Annotated in this window: 17 protein-coding genes; 10 read left to right on the top strand and 7 right to left on the bottom strand. The window is 58.1% G+C overall.

The window, feature by feature from the left end:
• From ONB25_10515 to ONB25_10490, 6 genes are all read right to left on the bottom strand, one after another.
• Positions 1 to 796, bottom strand: a 796-nt coding sequence (locus ONB25_10515) for a hypothetical protein (GenBank protein MDZ7393313.1), incomplete at its 3' end; no start/stop codon positions are given.
• 38 nt (positions 797 to 834) lie between these two features.
• Positions 835 to 1782 (bottom strand): PorV/PorQ family protein, encoded by a 948-nt coding sequence (locus tag ONB25_10510; protein ID MDZ7393312.1) that lies wholly within the window; start codon positions 1780 to 1782, stop codon positions 835 to 837.
• 18 nt (positions 1783 to 1800) lie between these two features.
• Positions 1801 to 3630, bottom strand: a complete 1830-nt coding sequence (locus tag ONB25_10505) for a hypothetical protein (protein ID MDZ7393311.1) — start codon at positions 3628 to 3630, stop codon at positions 1801 to 1803.
• Positions 3631 to 3669: 39 nt separating this feature from the next.
• Positions 3670 to 6654, bottom strand: coding sequence for a TonB-dependent receptor (locus ONB25_10500; GenBank protein MDZ7393310.1), 2985 nt, complete (start codon positions 6652 to 6654; stop codon positions 3670 to 3672).
• Between the two features lie 91 nt (positions 6655 to 6745).
• A complete protein-coding gene (locus ONB25_10495; GenBank protein ID MDZ7393309.1) occupies positions 6746 to 8110 on the bottom strand; it encodes an HAD hydrolase-like protein in 1365 nt (454 codons plus the stop codon).
• A 399-nt stretch (positions 8111 to 8509) separates the two neighbouring features.
• Positions 8510 to 9268: a helix-turn-helix domain-containing protein gene (locus tag ONB25_10490; protein MDZ7393308.1), complete on the bottom strand. Its 759-nt coding sequence runs from the start codon at positions 9266 to 9268 to the stop codon at positions 8510 to 8512.
• 377 nt (positions 9269 to 9645) lie between these two features.
• On the opposite strand from ONB25_10490, the gene ONB25_10485 reads away from it, so the two are divergent.
• From ONB25_10485 to ONB25_10460, 6 genes are all read left to right on the top strand, one after another.
• Positions 9646 to 10179, top strand: coding sequence for a TlpA family protein disulfide reductase (locus ONB25_10485; GenBank protein ID MDZ7393307.1), 534 nt, complete (start codon positions 9646 to 9648; stop codon positions 10177 to 10179).
• The gene (locus ONB25_10480) at positions 10176 to 10409 is read left to right on the top strand and encodes a DUF1858 domain-containing protein (GenBank protein MDZ7393306.1); all 234 of its coding nucleotides are present in this window, start codon (positions 10176 to 10178) and stop codon (positions 10407 to 10409) included. Before ONB25_10485 ends, ONB25_10480 begins: the two co-directional genes overlap by 4 nt.
• 3 nt (positions 10410 to 10412) lie before the next feature.
• Positions 10413 to 10847, top strand: a complete 435-nt coding sequence (locus ONB25_10475) for an OsmC family protein (GenBank protein MDZ7393305.1) — start codon at positions 10413 to 10415, stop codon at positions 10845 to 10847.
• Between the two features lie 3 nt (positions 10848 to 10850).
• On the top strand, positions 10851 to 11189 hold the full coding sequence (trxA, locus tag ONB25_10470; protein ID MDZ7393304.1) for a thioredoxin: 339 nt from the start codon (positions 10851 to 10853) through the stop codon (positions 11187 to 11189).
• 118 nt (positions 11190 to 11307) lie between these two features.
• Positions 11308 to 11898 (top strand): sigma-70 family RNA polymerase sigma factor, encoded by a 591-nt coding sequence (locus ONB25_10465; GenBank protein MDZ7393303.1) that lies wholly within the window; start codon positions 11308 to 11310, stop codon positions 11896 to 11898.
• Positions 11895 to 12134, top strand: a complete 240-nt coding sequence (locus ONB25_10460; protein MDZ7393302.1) for a zf-HC2 domain-containing protein — start codon at positions 11895 to 11897, stop codon at positions 12132 to 12134. Before ONB25_10465 ends, ONB25_10460 begins: the two co-directional genes overlap by 4 nt.
• Positions 12135 to 12404: 270 nt before the next feature.
• Here ONB25_10460 and ONB25_10455 read toward each other — a convergent pair whose 3' ends face one another.
• Positions 12405 to 13055, bottom strand: a complete 651-nt coding sequence (locus ONB25_10455; protein ID MDZ7393301.1) for a Crp/Fnr family transcriptional regulator — start codon at positions 13053 to 13055, stop codon at positions 12405 to 12407.
• A gap of 136 nt (positions 13056 to 13191) precedes the next feature.
• Here ONB25_10455 and ONB25_10450 point away from each other — a divergent pair, with 136 nt between their 5' ends.
• The 4 genes from ONB25_10450 to ONB25_10435 all read left to right on the top strand — a co-directional run bounded on the left by ONB25_10450 (position 13192) and on the right by ONB25_10435 (position 16375).
• Positions 13192 to 14052 carry a 4Fe-4S binding protein gene (locus tag ONB25_10450; protein ID MDZ7393300.1) on the top strand — a complete coding sequence of 287 codons (861 nt, stop codon included), beginning with the start codon at positions 13192 to 13194 and terminating at the stop codon, positions 14050 to 14052.
• Between the two features lie 12 nt (positions 14053 to 14064).
• On the top strand, positions 14065 to 14397 hold the full coding sequence (locus ONB25_10445) for a cupin domain-containing protein (GenBank protein ID MDZ7393299.1): 333 nt from the start codon (positions 14065 to 14067) through the stop codon (positions 14395 to 14397).
• Between the two features lie 172 nt (positions 14398 to 14569).
• Entirely contained in the window at positions 14570 to 15115 is a 546-nt protein-coding gene (locus ONB25_10440; GenBank protein ID MDZ7393298.1) for a hemerythrin domain-containing protein, read from the top strand.
• 105 nt (positions 15116 to 15220) lie between these two features.
• Positions 15221 to 16375, top strand: a complete 1155-nt coding sequence (locus tag ONB25_10435) for a hypothetical protein (protein MDZ7393297.1) — start codon at positions 15221 to 15223, stop codon at positions 16373 to 16375.
• Positions 16376 to 16419 lie beyond the last annotated feature (44 nt).

The raw sequence follows: 16419 nt of genomic DNA, 5'->3' as shown, positions 1-16419 counted from the left end.
CCACCAAGTAGGGAGTAGTGGCATCGGCCGCCACGTCGTCCCGGATGTTTTTCATTCCCTCATCCAACAACGCGGTGTTGAAGAACTGGAGGGAGGAGGGCTTGAGCAGCCAATAGTCCTGGTCCCCTGCCGCGGTGTCGCACCTCCGGAACGGCATTTGGCCCAGAGCCCAGCGATAGTGGCCGTCATGATAGGCATTCTCGTACATGGTGGGGCGCAGCAGGTGAATCCAGAAAGCTGCCCTGCTGAAGAGTGCGCTGAGACGAAGGCCCAGAATCTGCGTCCCATCGGGGGCCTCCAAAATGTACTCGGTGGCGCACTCATCCTTGACAATGCCGCGATAGAACATGATGCCATCGATGCCAAAACCGGCATAGATCTGAGCAATCTGTGAGAGCTGTCCGTAGGAAGTGGGCGTGTAGCCCACCTTCATCACTGCGCCGAACTGGCTGGCAATTTTGTGGCCCCGCATCAAATTGCGCACGATGGCTTCGCCACTGACGGTGTTCATCTCGGGCAAGGTGTACCACGGCCCCACCAGCAGGCGCCCTTCGCTGATGTATTTTTTCAGCTCCTCGCGTTTCTCCGGGCGTACCTCCAGATAGTCCTCCAACGGGATCGTCTGCGCGTCCAAGTGGTAGTGCTTGTACTCCGGGTAGCGCGCAAACATCTCCAGCAACCAATCCATGAGCTCAACCAGGTGTAATCTTGTCTCCTGCGCTGGGTAGCGCCATTCCCGATCCCAATGGGTGTTGGAAATAACGTGAAACTCGTAGTGTCTTTGTTTACCTTTCACAGGTCTCCTCTGGCGTTCTGATTCGTCCCGATCCTTGTTCAAAAGCCGAAAGTAAAGGAGAAGGTATTCACTGCGCCCATAATTGGCCCATAGTCTGCATAGGAGTAGTCCAGAGAACCGGCCACGCCGAACAGTTCGTGGCGCACTCCTGCGCCAAAGGACCACGCGCCGAGATCAGAATTGCCCCGGTACCCGCCACGCACGAACAAGGTCTCCATGAAGCCGTATTCAAGTCCTACGTTGACCCGCTCGCGGTTATCGGTGGGATGGAGAAGGTCCACGGCCACGGTCAATTGATTGGCACTGGTGTGGAACAGGTCGTCTGCGAGGCCAATTCTGAAAAGAAGCGGCATGCGGAACTTGTCGCGTAGGAACTTGATATCGGGACCAAAGTGCTGCGCGGCCACCGACAGCCGCAGGTGACGGAAGCCGGTCTCGTAGATTGCACCAAAGTCGAGCAAGACGTTGCTGAAGGAGTCTCTGTCTAACTCTTCCCTCACGTACCGCACCTGTCCTCCCAGGGAGAGCTTGTTCGTGAAGCGGCGGGCGAGGGCCAGCCCGACAGCCAGATCACCGGCGTGAACCTTGCGCCCGGTGCCGTCTTGGGCGAGCACCGTGGTTTCTTCAAACTCTGGGATGCCCATATGCACCACGCTGATTCCAAAGACGCCCACGTGTCGCCAAGAGACAGCCGCCGCTGCCGCGCTCAGGCGAATGTCCAGAAGCCAAGTGCGATGGGTGAATCCAGCCTCAGCCTTCTCCACGTATGCTATTCCCGCCGGATTCCAATGGATGGCATTAACCCCTCTCACGGTGGCCAAGCCAGCGTCACCCATGGCGGTCTCGCGACCGCCCAAGCCGATCTTCAAGAACTGCAAACCCGCGGAGCCAGCCTTTGTGAACTCAAATCCGTAGTCCCACTGTGCCCAGGCTCCCACCGTGCCGAGGCAGAGGATGATCATGCAAGGCAGAATCGCGCGTCTCATCGCCACGTCTCCCGTCGCTCACTTGATGAGCAGCAATGTCCCTTTGGCGTTCCCCACTTCGGACTCCACCGTGTATAGGTACACGCCGGCGGCAGTCTTCTGGCGAGAATCGCTCAGCTGGTCCCACACGTGTTCGCCGGAGTTGGGATTGTCATGTTCCAAGGTACGCACCAGCTCGCCGCTTACCGTGTAAATTCGAATCGTGCACTTGGCCGGCAGGTTGGTAAAGACGATGGAGCTCTCCTCCCCAGAGGTGGGAAGACCAGAGACCAATCGGAAGGGATTGGGGAACACGCTCACATGGAGTGCGTTTTCGGCCGGTTGTCGCGCAGTGACCAGCGCCTTGGTGTTGCGATTGGTCATGCCGCTCTCCAGCCCACTTTTGTCTACCGAGGTGACGGCATAGTAGTAGCCCACGCCCACTTGCACCGTGTTGTCCTTGTACTTCCACTTGCCCAGTTCCGCGTCAAAGAAGCGGCTGCGGTCGGTGCTGCGACTGATGCGAATGTCCCGCACCTTGGTAAAAGGCCCAATGTAGGAACGATCGCTGCGGTAGACGCGAAAGATGTCCAGGTCCGCAGCGCCAGTGAGCGGGTCCACCCACGTCTCCAGCTCCGGCCCCCAGGTGAGCACGATTTCCTGCGTGGAAGGCAGCACGTAGTAGGTAACCTCCGGTGCCGGCGGGGGCAGCGCGGTCTGCGCGTAGTTGCGGGCGAAAAGCTGCTGAGCCCGGTCCACGGTCTTTTTGAGTGAATCCAGCCCGGCGGGCAGGAGGTTCTGCGCGGCGAGCCCCTTCACTGCCTGGTCCAGGCCAATACCGTTCACGGCCTCCACCATGACGATGCGCACCGTGTCGCCAGCGGCCATGTCGTAAGGTCCAAAGCCTTGCAGCATGAAGGGCGACAACTGCTCACCCTCCGGCGCCTGGAGGCTCTTGTCGCTCCCGTTGAGAATGGCGTAGAGGTCTGCCGCGGTGCGGCTGGTTATGGTCAGGCGATGGGCGTTGTTGATGACCTGTGCGTAGAACACCGTCGCCGGTTGGTCCGCCCCGTTGCTGGGAGGGTCCCAATAGAGGGGCCCAAAACCAGCATATCCAGGAGTGCGCAGCTCCCCCCGCTTCTCCCAATAATTGCCCCAATCCCATTTGATGTCCTGGGTGGGATAATAGTCGTATGCGTACAAGAGCCTGCGCTGCGCATCATACCCAACCAGCTCATCGTCCACGTTCAGGTTGTCGCCCCAGAAACCGTGCACGAGTATATCCTGGTAGCTAGGCCTCAGCAGGTAAGCAAACCCGAAGTAGACGTCGCCAAGCGCCTGTCCGCTCCTATTCACGAAGAGGTACTCAATGATGATGAAATCTGCATAGGCGGGGTAGCTCCACGCCCTGCTGAGGCGGGTCACCTCGATGCCATCACTGGTGCGCCATCGCGCGGTGATCTTCTCCTCGGCCTCGTGTGGGTTAAACCCTGGCGAGCCGATGAAATTCTCCACCTCCTCCATCGGATAGAAGGTCCCCAGGTCCACAAAGTCAAACGGCCCCATTTCGTTGAAGAAGATGGTACCATTTGCCTTCTTGCCGCCAATCCAGACCCCGCCGCCCTGGCTATAAGAGCGTTGCTCGTCTTTGTTGGGGAGCACCGCCGGACCACCAGGCCAGTCCATGCTCGGATAGTACTCGAAAGGGGAAAACAGACCACCGAGCTGCCCATTGTCCTTCATGGTCTCCCACAGCTCCCCGCGGTCATGGATCTTAAAAAGAGGCACCCGCACCTGCGCGGCACCCGTGCTTGCAATAAGCAGCGCCGACAGAGCAGTCAGCCCGAAAAGGACCATTCCCTTGCGCATCCTCAACTCCTTGGTTTATGACCCTCACACCGCTTTGGGTCAGCGGAAGTTATAGCGAAAGCCCACCCAGACGCTGCGCGGCGCATAGTAGATCATATAGCTGATGTCAAAGCCGTCCGGATCAACCAGACTTGGTTTCCCGGTCTTCACAAAACGGTCAATGGCCTCCGGGTCAAACGCTGCAGGTAACCCCCACGTCTTGATGTTCTTCTGGTTGAACAAGTTGGTCACCCTCGTGTAGAACGTAAAGGTGTGCTCCCCCAAGGAGAAGTACCGATTGAACCTCAGGTCCCACTGCTGGCGGGCCGGCATGCGATGGTTGTCCAAGAGGTCTGGTGGGTCATCCGGTTCCAGGTAAGTGAAGGCCTGACCGCTGACGTAGGTATACAAGAGGCTCAGGTCGCTGTTACCCAACAGCTGGAAAAGCCCAGGCACTCGCCACCCCATTGGATACTTCAAGAAAACGTTGGCGCGCAAGATGTGGGGCCGACTGAACGATCGCTCGGTGGGGAGCCTATCGCTGGCCTCCACATACCATTGGTACGTCACCTTCCCGTCCTTGTCGATGTGAATTTGCCAGGGAGTAGCCGTGCCGTGCGTGCTCTTGGAAAAGCTATAGTTCATGTCCAAGACAAAGTCCGTACTGAAGAGCGTGCGCAAGCTCACCTCCACCCCCCGCGCATCGCCGTAGTCACCGCTGTAGCGACTGCTGTAAAACACGCGCGATTCGTTGCCCGTGTACGGGTCCACACCATAGATGCGTTTGTCCAAAAACCTCGCGCGTTCCACCTGATCGAAGACGTCCTTGTAAAAGCCTGTCACATTGAGCACCGCCAGGTTCTCGAAGTGGTGCTTGAAACCCATCTCAAACTGGATGGTCTTCTCCGGTTTCAAGGGCTGCAGGGTCAGATTGATTACCCGCTCCGGGTCCGTATCCACTGAAGGCTGCCCCTTCACCACATACACCGGCCGGAAGTAGAGGAACTCATACTGCGCGTTGATGGGTGGCATCTGGTAGAAGTGCCCATAGCTGAAGTGGAACACGCTCCGCTCAGTGATGGGGAAGGAAATGCCAAGGCGAGGGTTGATGGAGTGAAACGCCGGCACTCGAAAGCGGGGTTTGGCCAGAACGTTGGCAAAGTCCCATTTCTTGTGCCCGAGTGAATCGATGCCATCCTTGTCAGGGTCAGCGTTCGGATTGTATTCAGGGTCAAGGGACGGATTGAGCACAAAGCTGTCCTTGGTAAACCACTCCCGGTTCCCGTCATACAGGTCATAGCGGACGCCGACGTTGAGGATCATGCTCTCGAATTCCATCTTGTCCTGGACGTAGAACGCCAGCTGCAATGGGTGGTAGGTTTCATTCAGTCCACGGCACCGCCAATCGCGCAGGTCGGAACTCCACTCGGAGAGGACCCAGCTGTCTTCTTTGTAGGTGTTGTAATGGAACTCAAACCCTGTCTTGAGCAGATTACTCTCATTTACCTGCCAGCTGACGTTTCCCACCGCTGCCAAATCACTGGTTACATTGTGTGCCAGAGAACTAAAGTGATGGGCGAGAAACGGCTCATCCTCGAACCCATCGTATCGATGCCAGCCCCAGATGTCAGGGTTCTTGGATTGCCCCAGCACGCGGTAGGGACTGGGCGTCTCATCCTGCCTGAGGGTATAGGAACTCAGCTTGAGCTCGTAAAAAAGCCGGGGGCTTAGCACGTGAATGACCCCAAGGCGAAGTTGCGTGACATAGTTATCCAGGAGGGTGCCATAGCCTCGATAGTACTTGGCGAAGTAAGGAAAACTCTCCTCGCCGTTGGTGGCGTGGGCATCGTGGCTGTACAGGCCACCGAACTTGATGTTCAGCCCCGGACGCACCCCATAGTTGCCGCTGAGGGTGAACTCGCTCAGGTTGCGGGTGTCGCGCGGACGGGGCAGGTCGTAGGCCTCCTGCTGGTAGCGGGCCGTGGCGAAAAATGTCATCTTTGCCAACTCGCCACCCAGCAAGGGGATGAACTTACCTGGCACTGGTCCCCCGAAAGAGAGCTGAACCTGGTGATCAGCAAAGGCGCGGTAGTCGTACACCTGTTTCTGGCGCTCAGGCGTCCACCAGGCGGGGTCCAGATAGGTGGCGCCCGTGGCCGAATCCACCAGCGTGTGGCGCTTGAACTCGATATTCTTCTCCCGGTCGTAAAGGTAGGTGCCAAAGTGCCGCTGGTGCGGTGGGCCATATTGGTAATCGACAGACCAGGAGTAGCGCTGGTCACCTTCCTTGGTGATGACGTTCACGATGCCCGACTGCGCCTGGCCATATTCGGCGTTGAACCCGCCAGTGATGACCTGAACCTCTTTGACCGCCTCGCGGTTGATGCGCGTGAAAGACCCGCCGGCGTCCGCCTTTGCCTCAGCCCAGGCCGCCGACCGCGTGCCGTCTATGAACCACACTACTTCGTCCTGCTCGCCTCCTCTCACGGAGTAGCGCGGCTCACCTCTGCCAGTGCCGGAAAGGTTCCCTTCCACGGGTATCGGGTCAAAGAAGACGCCCGTCTGCAAGTGCACAGCTTCGTAGACTTGCGACACAGGGGCTTGATAGAGCCGGTCGACGCCGATGACCTCGATGCTAGTGGTCAAGTCCTTTTGGATGATTGGCCGCGATGCTTCTACCACCACTGAGGTGCCGAGGTCCAGCACGGCCTGCCGCAGGCTGATGTCCACCCGCGCGGTCTGATCTATGCTCACCCGGACGTTGGTCACCTCCACGCGGGTGTATCCCATCATGGTGACCACCAAGGTGTAGGTGCCTGGCGGTACACTCAGGATGTGATAGCGTCCTTTGACGTCCGTCGCGGCGCCGAGATAGGTACCCTTAAGGGTCACATTGGCCAGCGGGAGCGGTTCCCCAGAGTCGGCGTCCTTGACTACCCCCGCGATCTTGCCGGTGGTCCCTGCCCAAGTCAAGGACGCCATCAGCACAAGCACGCCAAGCTCACTGGCGATGCCCACACGAAACATCCGGCGAAACGATGTCATCGCCTTCCTCCTGTTTGATTCTGGCCGTGTTCCCTGCACAATTGTGCTTCGAAAGGCTAACAGTCACCGAGCTATGGTCCCTGTCCTCAATTTACCCCTGAAGTAGGCGCGGGTCAAGGAATAGCGCGTGGCGCAGCAGCGCCTCCGGGAGCCCGCCGTGCAGCACATAGGCGGCCTGCTCAAGGTTATGCCCGCGCGTGTCGCTAAAAGGCACTGCTACGCACAGCCCAACCCCCGCAGCCCGAATGGCAATCACCCCCGACTCGCTGTCTTCAAATCCGATCACCTTGTTGAAATCGCTCTTTGCCACCCCAAGCTGGTGCAGCGCCAGGCTGTACAAGTCGCGATGGGGCTTGAGCCTGATCTCGCTGGAATCGGACGCTGTGACCACCACGTCAAAGACCCGATGGTAATCGGCGAACTGTTCCTGGAGCCAGCGCCGCCGATCCGCCGATACAGGCCAGGCCTCCACCTCTTCGCAGATGACACGAAACACTTCGCACAGCACAATGTTCGCCTCGTAAGCGATGGATGAGGTTACGACTGCAACCTTTAGGGGATGCTCCTCGAGGTGGTGGCCGAGGGCGGCGAGGGTCTGGCGTTGGGGACCCGCGTCGCCGGGATCGGGGCAGTGCCCACACAGTAACTCATAGAAAAGGGCTAGCTCCGCCCCTAGCCAGCCCTTCACCGCCGCCAGAAAAACGGCGACCCCCGGCATAGGCTCGATGAGCCTCCTACTCGGGTCAGGCAAGAGGTTGCGGAACTGCTCAGCTTTTCCCAAGCGCACGTGGATGAGGATCTCGTGATAGCGCTGGTAATAGATGTCTATCGCTGCCCGCACCCTGTCGGTGAAGTCGGCCAGCGGGATGCGTTGGGCCACCCGCTGAATCGAAGGCCGTGCCTCCTCGGGTACCCCCGCCAGTGCACCGCAATCGCTGGCTCGTGCCAGCCATGAGCGCACCGGTTCAACCTCAAGGAGATCTGCGCAGCCGAAGTGGCGGAGATTTGTCAGCACCTCTTCGGTTCTGCGCTCGTCCGGACGGTTGGCCACCGTCCACAGCGCTGCCTGCAGGTAAGCCTCACGAAAGGCCTCAAGGTCTATCGCGTCGCCGTAGGTTTTGAGCAAATACTCTACATGCTTGGTGGTACTGTTGCCAATGATGTGCGGGTAATCTCGCTGGCGGTCAAGCCCCGTCCACTCCTCCCGCCTGGGGCGATTAGTCACGCGTCTGACCATGGTCTCCAGCGAATGAAGGCATAGGTTCTCGGTGGTAGTGGTGGTCCCGTCCATATCCTGCACCACGGCTACCAGGCGCTCTCTCGGCGTGAGGATCTTTGGCGCAAGGGGTACCACGTCGTAAGGGGGAAACACGTACGCCGGATTCTCGATGATCGCGAACTCCTGCCCAAGCGGTTCAAGTAAGGTTGGGGCTTCGGAAGGATGTATGGTTATCACAAGTCACCCGTAAGACCACGCAAAAAAGGGGCCGATGGCCACCCGGTACGACCCCTGTCCTGCTGCTTTTCGGTTGGGACAAAGATACAACTCCGGTTCCACAAATTCAAGTAGGAAATTGTTGATGCGTGGTCACTGACCCCACATCATGCCACCCTTTGTGAAGTGGTGGAGATAGTGATCGAGAATCACGGGTGGGAGATTGAACACGTGCGGGCAGGTATTGTCGCCACTGTCCTTGAGTATCTGTTTACCGGTGTCCGCCGTGCCCTATGCCGGGTCTTTCTCCTGAAATTGAAATAAAGCTCATAGGCAGAGCACTCTCCTATGAATTCATCCATGTCCCTGTAGCCTTCTGAACCCTCTATCAGCTTATGAAAAGTCTCCACATCGCTCTGCCTAGTATATCCGGCAATGCCTCACCCCAAAGTCATCAAGAACCTCCTTAAACGCGCTCTCACCTCTCTTGCGCACACTCCCGATGAACTCTGACCCATTGGGAGTCTGGATTGTCAATCCTTTCATATCCACCCCATAGTGCTTCAGGGAAGAAAGTAGATAGCTGGCAAATATGGCGGCATTGGTGGACTCTTTTGTCCTCCCATACGCATACCAGCCCCCACCGGTCCGCACGTCTCTGGCACTGTATTCATCGCGTGGCAGGTGAAGCCTCATCATCGGCGGCCAGTGCTTGTCCATATCATCGCAAAGGTCCTTGACATCTATGGTAATAAGCCGGAAAGGTCTTGATTGCTTTTTCACCTCCCTCAAGTCCCTTTGCTTTTGCCACTTTCTCTTCTTCCTCCTCACAAGACCCGCCTGGCGAATGATCCGTGCTATTGCCTTGGCAGAGATGCGAAGCTCGTAATGCATCTTTAACCTCTCCGGCCCCCACGCCGGATGATTCCTCCGTAACTCTATAAACCGATCCTCCATCGCCTTCGGGGTTTTGTGAGGAATATGCTTCGGCGCCCTGTTCTGATCAAGTCCCGTAAGCCCTTGCTCTTCGTGACGCCTCACCCATTTCCGCGCTGTCCTGCGGGTCGTGTTGTACTGGCGGACTGCCTCAGATCTTCCCTTCTCCGTGGCAAGCTCGACCATTGCCAGCCGTAGGTTGAATATGTTCTCCACGCCTCTCATCACACCGTAGTAGGTCATCTCTCCCTCCGTGTTTAGAGGGATTATGCTACAAAACCTAAATCCCAACACTAATTGCTCGCAACCCCTCAAGCAATTCTTCCCTCATATACCTCAACCCCTTAGTTCCTTGTATACCATGCATCCTCCCTCTCAGAGTCCCCTGGCGCCTGAATCCCTTTCCGCGGTGAAGGGGGCCTCCGGAGGCAGTCGCATGCGCGTTGCTCGGCACAGGATACCGTCTCTCCCGGCTGTGGTACCGGTGAAACTTTTGCCAACGCGCGTTATCTAATGGAAGAGCTTATGTGAGTCGTGCGGTGTTCATTAGGTCGCGGTCCGAGGTCAACACGCACCCTTTGGCCAGACAGATAAGGGAGAAACGAGGGGAGGCAAACCAGATGAAGGCATTGAGCATCACAAGGGCTTTGTTGCTGGTTGTCGCGCTTCTGGCGGCGGCCTGGGTAGACGACGCCCCGCAGGCGCAAGAGGGCAGGAAGAAGGCCTATGACTTTCGGCTCAAGGATCTCGACGGCAAGACCCACAGTCTGTCGGACTTTCGCGGCAAAGTGGTCATTGTGGATATCTGGGATACTTGGTGCCCACCGTGTCGCAGGGAGATTCCAGAGTTTGCGGAGCTACATCGCGCGTACGCGGACAGTGGTTTTGTGATGATCGGGGTTGCGGCGGCGCGCAATGGCGTGGATGCCGTACGCTCTTTTGTCCGCGAGCACCGGGTGCCTTACCTCAACCTAATTGCCACGGACGAGGTCTTCAGGGGCTATGGACCAATCGAGGGCATCCCAACTACCTTTGTCATTGACCACGAGGGGTACATCCACCAAAAATACGTGGGCTACACGCCGAAGCAAATGTTTGAACGCGACATCAAGACGCTCCTTGCGCGGAGGAAAAAGATGAGGGATGCACGATGAGTGAGGAGCGCACGCCTGCGCCGTTGGTAGAGGGCCAGACGCCCATCGAGGAGCTGGTGAATAGGTACCCGCGCGCCGTGCGCTTTTTGATGGAGCACGGAATCAAGTGCCTGGCATGCGGGGAACCGGTGTGGGGTACGGTGGCTAGCAGTGCTCGCGACAAGGGCTTTTCTGAGGCCGAGATAGCTGCCCTTGTCCATGAGCTCAATCTCTACCTTGCAGAGGAATAGGGTATGAAGGCCATAGTGCGGCAGGTACAAGGTTTGACCTTTGTAGGCAAAGCGGACTCCAACCACTGGGTGGCGATGGATGCTGACCCGAAAGTGGGAGGTAGCAACGCCGGTTCTCGGCCCATGGAATTGCTCCTGGTGGCTCTGGCCGGGTGTACTGGTATGGATGTGGCCTCCATCCTTGATAAGATGCGGGTGAAATACGACGATTTCTACATGGAAGTGGAGGCAGATCGTGCCAAGGAACATCCAAAGACTTTCACAGCGATTCGACTCAAGTACGTGTTGGTCGGCGACAATATCCCTCCGGAAGCGGTGAACAGGGCAGTGCAGCTCTCCCAAAGCACCTATTGCTCGGTATCGGCGATGCTGCGCCAGGCCTGTGAGATCTCTGTTGATGTAGAGATTCGACCAAAACAAGCAGAACAAGGGAGGTAACAGATGGGAAAACCAGTAGAACTGACAGATGCTAATTTCGCAAGCGAGGTGACTGAACACAAGGGTTTGGTCTTGGTGGATTTTTGGGCGGAATGGTGTGGGCCGTGCCGCATGGTGGCGCCGGTGGTGGAGAAGGTGGCCGCGGATTATGCCGGGAGACTGAAAGTGGGCAAAGTGAATGTGGACCTCCATGGCAAGGCGGCAATGACTTACGGCGTCACGGGCATACCCACACTGATCTTGTTCAAGGACGGCCAAGTGGTAGACAAGATTGTGGGGGCCGTGCCGGAAAAGGAACTGAAAAAGATGGTTGACCGCCACCTGACCCCTGCAAAGAACTAGCGCCAAGGTATCCACGCCTGCGCCTTTACTGCACCCAACCGAGTTTGGCCTTGCTTTTTTGCCAATGTTTGTGTATCTTGCGCACAAGGCACTCAGTCGGAGTTTGCGGTAAAGGCGCATGGTGTTGGTGCAGGAAAGCGAAGCTGAGCTTATTGAGCGGGCCAAGGCGGGTGATCGTGGCGCACAGGCGGCCATCGTGCGGAAGTACGAGCAGATGGTGTACAATGTGGCGCTGCGACTGACGGGGAACGTGGAGGAGGCGGAGGGGGTGATGCAGGAGACATTCATCAAGGTGCTGGAGGCGCTGCCCAGCTTTCGCGGGGATGCGCAGTTGGGCACGTGGATTTATCGCATTGCCACCAATTTTGCATTGATGCAGCTGCGCAAGCGGAGGACGCCGGTATACTCGTTGGAAGAGTACAATTTGGATGAGAGTCGAGATCTTGCTGCGTTCAACCGTTCGCTGGCTGAGAGTCCGGAGGCGATGGTGTTGAATGCGGAGCTGCGGAGGGTGATGGAGGAGGCGATTGAGGCGCTGCCGCCGAAGTACAAGACGGCGTTTGTGTTGAAGGACATGGAGGGGTTGTCGCTGCAGCAGATTGCGGAGATGTTGGAGTTGAATGTGGCGACGGTGAAGACGCATATTCATCGGGCGAGGTTATTTTTGCGCGATCGTCTTGCTGAGTATGTGGAGAGGGGTAAGAAGTGAGCGCAAGATGTTTGCACAAGTTGGATGAGATTTGCGCGGCGCTGGATGAGGAGCTGGATTCGGAGCAGTGTCGAATGATCAGGGCTCATCTGGAGGAGTGTCCGCAGTGCTGTGCGGTGGTGGATTCGCTGCGCAAGACGGTGCGCTTGTTCCAGTGCCTGCCCAAGGCGGATGTGCCGGAAGAGGTGGACCTGAGATTGTGGAAGGTGCTCAAACTGGAGAAACCGCAGAGCTAAAGCCCGCAGCTGGCAAGCCGACGAGATCAGCGCCGGCGTTTTCCTCCCCTTTGCATTCGAACACGGCTGGTCCCCCAGCGACGGGCACGGCACAAAGAATAGCGTGGCCCGTAAGTGCTTACCTTTGGAACGCCGGCCATCGAGGCCCTTTTGCAAGATGCATGACCTCTGCTCGACCAGCAGGGTGAACTAGGTGGCATCGCCCTGAGCGTGCAGGTGTTGGCGGAGGCGCGCACTGGAAACTGCTAGGGTGACGCACCGAGAAACGGTTCATCGCCGCTGCTCCCACACACGTGGGTCGATCTCGACAACCCGGCGCTCCCAGCGCAGTTTTCCCTCTTTTCTCAGTTTCAGCAGAAGACGGGAGAGCGTTTCCGGCGTAGCGCCTATAGCTGCTGCCACAGTCTTCTTGGAAAGCGGAGAGAGTACGCGCGTAACACGCCCGAAGTGTTCCTCAATAAAGCACCACAACCGCTCTTCTGCGTCGGCAGAGGAGCGCTGGACCATCTGCTCGGTGAGAAAGCGAAGTTTGGCAAAAAGATTGGCGATGAACTCGTTACGGAAGCGTTCCTGCTCCAAAAGGCAGTGGAACTGAAGCTTGGGGAGGAGGTAGACCACGCTTTCCCGTAAGGCGACTGCGCTCACCGGATAGCATTCCTGTTCGAAAAGTATTGCTTCGGCAAATAACTCGCCGGGCTTCACCACCTTGATGACCACCTCTCGACCATCCGCGGCGGTTTTGTAAAGCTGGACCGCCCCGCTGGCCAGGATGTAGAGCGAGTGCCCCCTGTCACCTTCCAAGAACAGTACCTGCCTTTTTGCCACTCGCTTGGGCAGGCAGATTTGTGCCAAGGCCCGTATGCTCTCCGGCGAGAACCGTTCAAACAGCCCTATCTTTTTGAGAATAAGCTCAGGGTCCATTGTGGTTCTCCTTGGCCTGTCCTGTCACCCCGCAGAAAAAGTGACGTTTTCTTGACCCACGTCAAGGAAAGGCCTGCCTGTCGCTCATAAATTTACGACGACAATCGGAGAAATGCCACGGCAAAATGGAGAGCTCATGAAGCGTAGGATTATCAGCATTGACGAGGAAAAGTGTACGGGGTGTGGCCTTTGCATCCCCAACTGCCCGGAAGGCGCGCTGCAGATCATCGATGGCAAGGCGCGCTTGGTGAGTGACCTCTTTTGTGACGGGTTGGGCGCCTGCATTGGGCACTGTCCGGAAGGTGCAATCACAGTGATTGAACGAGAATCAGGCGCCTACGACGAGCGCGCGGTCATGGCCACCATCGTGGCTCAGGGCGCAAACACTGTGAGAGCTCACCTGGAGCACCTCGCGGCGCATGGTCAGGAGGAATGCCTGAATATCGCGCTGGAGTACCTGCGTCTCCACCACATCCCGGTGCCGGAGGGTATGTCCTCTGGTCCAGCGCGCGAGGGCAGTTGTCCAGGCTCACGCGCCCTGAGCTTCGCGCCACAACCCTCGGCGGATGAGAAGTCACCAGCACCCTTTTCCTACCTGCAGCAGTGGCCGGTGCAGCTCCACCTCATTGCGCCGCGCGCACCCCACTTTCGTGGCTCTGACCTGCTGCTTGTGGCTGACTGCGTGGCTTATGCCGTGGGTGACTTTCACCGCAGCTATCTCCGTGGTCACACTATCGCCATCGCCTGTCCCAAGCTGGATGAGGGACAAGAAATCTATGTGGAAAAGGTCCGTGTGCTTATTGACGAGGCACAGGTAAAGTCCCTGACGGTGATGGTAATGCAAGTGCCGTGTTGTGGCGGCCTGGTGCGCCTTGCCCAGCGCGCTGCCGCGGAGGCCCAGCGGAAGATCGGTATCAAGTATATCGTAGTCGGTTTGCGAGGAGAGGTTTTGCATGAGGACTGGCTGGTGCCAGGCGCAGCACGCGTGGCTGGATGAGGAGAAGGTAAAATGAAGGTGACTGAGCAGGGATCCCCACAGTGGCCATGTGACCTTGCCGGGCTGGTGGAATACCAGCCTGAGGCCATCGTTAGCAGGGCGGTCGTGCAGGCAGCAGGAGGATCGGTCACGCTATTTGCTTTCGACAAGGGGCAACGCCTCAGCGAACACACCGCCCCCTTCGACGCACTCGTCCAGGTGCTCGAGGGTGCGGCGACCATTATCATTGAAGGCAAGGCGTTTCGCACAGCGGCTGGACAGGCCATCCTCATGCCGGCTGGGCGGCCCCATGCGGTCGAAGCGGACGAACGCTGCAAGATGGTGCTGACGATGATTCACGCCTAACAGTCGAGCGGCCTGAGGGCTGTGGCCACTGACTTGGAGAGAAAACGGGGCGTCCCGCCACCTGCCTGCAGGGAAGGATGCGGGAGCACCAGGTTTGTGGGCGTCCGGCTCCAGGGAACGCCGCCCGTGGCACAAAGAGACCAGAGCTGCTGCACCTATGGATGGGAGGCAGATGAGACCTACTCAGACGTTGATGGAAGAGCACCGCATTATCCTGATGGTGGTGGAGCAAGCGGAACTCGAAGCGGAGAGGATTGTTCGCACCGCAAACGTCGACCACGCACGGGTGGAGCAGATGGTGGACTTTTTCCGCAACTTTGCCGACCGCTGCCACCATCGCAAGGAAGAGGAACACCTCTTCAAGTTGCTGAGTGCAAAACCTTCTGCCCGCGGGCCTGTGGTGGTGATGCTACAAGAGCATGAAATGGGTAGAGGTTTTCTTCGCAGCGCCCAGGAGGGTCTCAGGGCTTGGGGTCAGGGCAACTCGGCCGCAGCTAGGCAGGTGGCCAAGGCCTTGCGCGACTATGCTGAACTCCTCCGTTTCCACATCGCCAAGGAGGAACAGGTTCTGTTTCCTCTTGCTGAGAGGATTCTGACTCCCTCCGAGGAGGGGGAACTTGCCACCACCTTCGAGAGGGTGGAAGAAGAGGAAATAGGGCAGGGGGTGCATGAGAGATACCATGGCCTGGCGCAGGAGTTGGTAGGGCGCAAGACCTGAAGGTCTGGCGCCGGGTTCTTGGCGAGCAGGTATACAAGTTGTTTCTGTTATGGGCCCCTTCGCCTTAGGGTGTGAAGGGGTCGATACTCGAGAGAGACGTTGACGATGAAAATACTGAGCCCATTTGCACGGCCGGCACCGGGGCTACCCATCAGGCGCGGTGCACCCCCTTTGCGTCGGCCCACGAAGGCAGAGGCTGAGCGTTTTCCAGCTGTTGCGCGCGAATTCATCGAGAGAACGCGGGCCGAGCAAACGCTGCTGGTGAACCGGCGCATTTACAACCTAAACTGGATGGCCAACCGCCACTTCCTGCTGGCTGGAGGCACCGGTCGAGGACTTGGCGGAGCCTTGGCAGTAGCGGCTTTGTTCCGCCTGGGCGCGAAAGGGAGCCTTACCGTCATCGCCCGCGACCTTTCCCTTTCGGTGGGCTACCAGACTGGGCTACAGATGCAGCGAATTGCCCGGGAACTGGAGCTTGGCCCGCGCTTTCACTGGATCAACGATGGGTTGGCTACAGAGGGCCAGGCCTTCGAACGCGTTGTTGCCGCCTTGCGCGAAGCGGGCGCAAAAGAGGTGGTCTATGTCAACACCGTGGCTTCGGCGAGCTCTGGATTGCTGCCCGGGTTTCCGCCGGTCTACGTGAAGGACATTGACCGCAACGGCCTTTTCCAATGGGAGCTTGAGCCGCTCAGCGACAAGGCGATCGAGACCACCAAGCACGTGATGGGGCTACTCGCCGTGCAGTTCCCTTCCGCCCTGGAAAGGGCTGGTTTTCACGTGGAGGTGACGGCATTCGCTGATTGGCGGGGCAGTCTGGACCACTGCAGCCGGAATCCGGCCGTGCCCGAGTACGGCAGGCATGGCCCCTACTCCACCAGCCTGTTTTTGCCCAAAGACATCGTCCAGGCGGCAACGCGTGCCGCATACAAGACCTCACGCAAAGTCATCGACGTCTTTTTCCCGGTGATGAAGACGCGGGCCTTGGCTTACATTCCCGGTGGACGCTTGATGGCCTTGCTCTACGACGAGCTCCGTCGCCGCGAGGAATTGCCGTTCATCGACATTCCGGAGCTGGCCGCCGCCTTCCTGCACCGCATCGGCCGCGTATTGGAAAAGGGCGTGGACAACTTGTTTCCCAGGCTTGATCTCCACGAGGCATCGTTGGATTTTTGGTTCTATGAGGTCATGCAACGGCTGAACCCCGACGAAGATGACGAATTCTACTACAAGCGCTGGATTCATGACGACTGGGAGGATTAGGCTGCTCCCACCGTTACGACCCTAACCGTTCTCGGAGCGCTGCA

It is taken from the genome of candidate division KSB1 bacterium (genome assembly GCA_034506335.1).
GTDB lineage: Bacteria > Zhuqueibacterota > Zhuqueibacteria > JANLFK01 > Oleimicrobiaceae > Oleimicrobium.
The sequence above is the reverse complement of the archived record's forward strand: the minus strand, read 5'-3'. Positions and strand labels throughout refer to the sequence as shown.

Coding starts and splice junctions, on each gene's coding strand:
- ONB25_10485 (MDZ7393307.1), top strand. CDS start 9,646: ATGAAGGCATTGAGCATCACAAGGGCTTTGTTGCTGGTTGTCGCGCTT.
- ONB25_10450 (MDZ7393300.1), top strand. CDS start 13,192: ATGAAGCGTAGGATTATCAGCATTGACGAGGAAAAGTGTACGGGGTGT.
- ONB25_10465 (MDZ7393303.1), top strand. CDS start 11,308: ATGGTGTTGGTGCAGGAAAGCGAAGCTGAGCTTATTGAGCGGGCCAAG.
- ONB25_10455 (MDZ7393301.1), bottom strand. CDS start 13,055: ATGGACCCTGAGCTTATTCTCAAAAAGATAGGGCTGTTTGAACGGTTC.
- ONB25_10505 (MDZ7393311.1), bottom strand. CDS start 3,630: ATGCGCAAGGGAATGGTCCTTTTCGGGCTGACTGCTCTGTCGGCGCTG.
- ONB25_10435 (MDZ7393297.1), top strand. CDS start 15,221: ATGAAAATACTGAGCCCATTTGCACGGCCGGCACCGGGGCTACCCATC.
- ONB25_10480 (MDZ7393306.1), top strand. CDS start 10,176: ATGAGTGAGGAGCGCACGCCTGCGCCGTTGGTAGAGGGCCAGACGCCC.
- ONB25_10445 (MDZ7393299.1), top strand. CDS start 14,065: ATGAAGGTGACTGAGCAGGGATCCCCACAGTGGCCATGTGACCTTGCC.
- ONB25_10475 (MDZ7393305.1), top strand. CDS start 10,413: ATGAAGGCCATAGTGCGGCAGGTACAAGGTTTGACCTTTGTAGGCAAA.
- ONB25_10510 (MDZ7393312.1), bottom strand. CDS start 1,782: ATGAGACGCGCGATTCTGCCTTGCATGATCATCCTCTGCCTCGGCACG.
- ONB25_10500 (MDZ7393310.1), bottom strand. CDS start 6,654: ATGACATCGTTTCGCCGGATGTTTCGTGTGGGCATCGCCAGTGAGCTT.
- ONB25_10490 (MDZ7393308.1), bottom strand. CDS start 9,268: ATGACCTACTACGGTGTGATGAGAGGCGTGGAGAACATATTCAACCTA.
- trxA (MDZ7393304.1), top strand. CDS start 10,851: ATGGGAAAACCAGTAGAACTGACAGATGCTAATTTCGCAAGCGAGGTG.
- ONB25_10440 (MDZ7393298.1), top strand. CDS start 14,570: ATGAGACCTACTCAGACGTTGATGGAAGAGCACCGCATTATCCTGATG.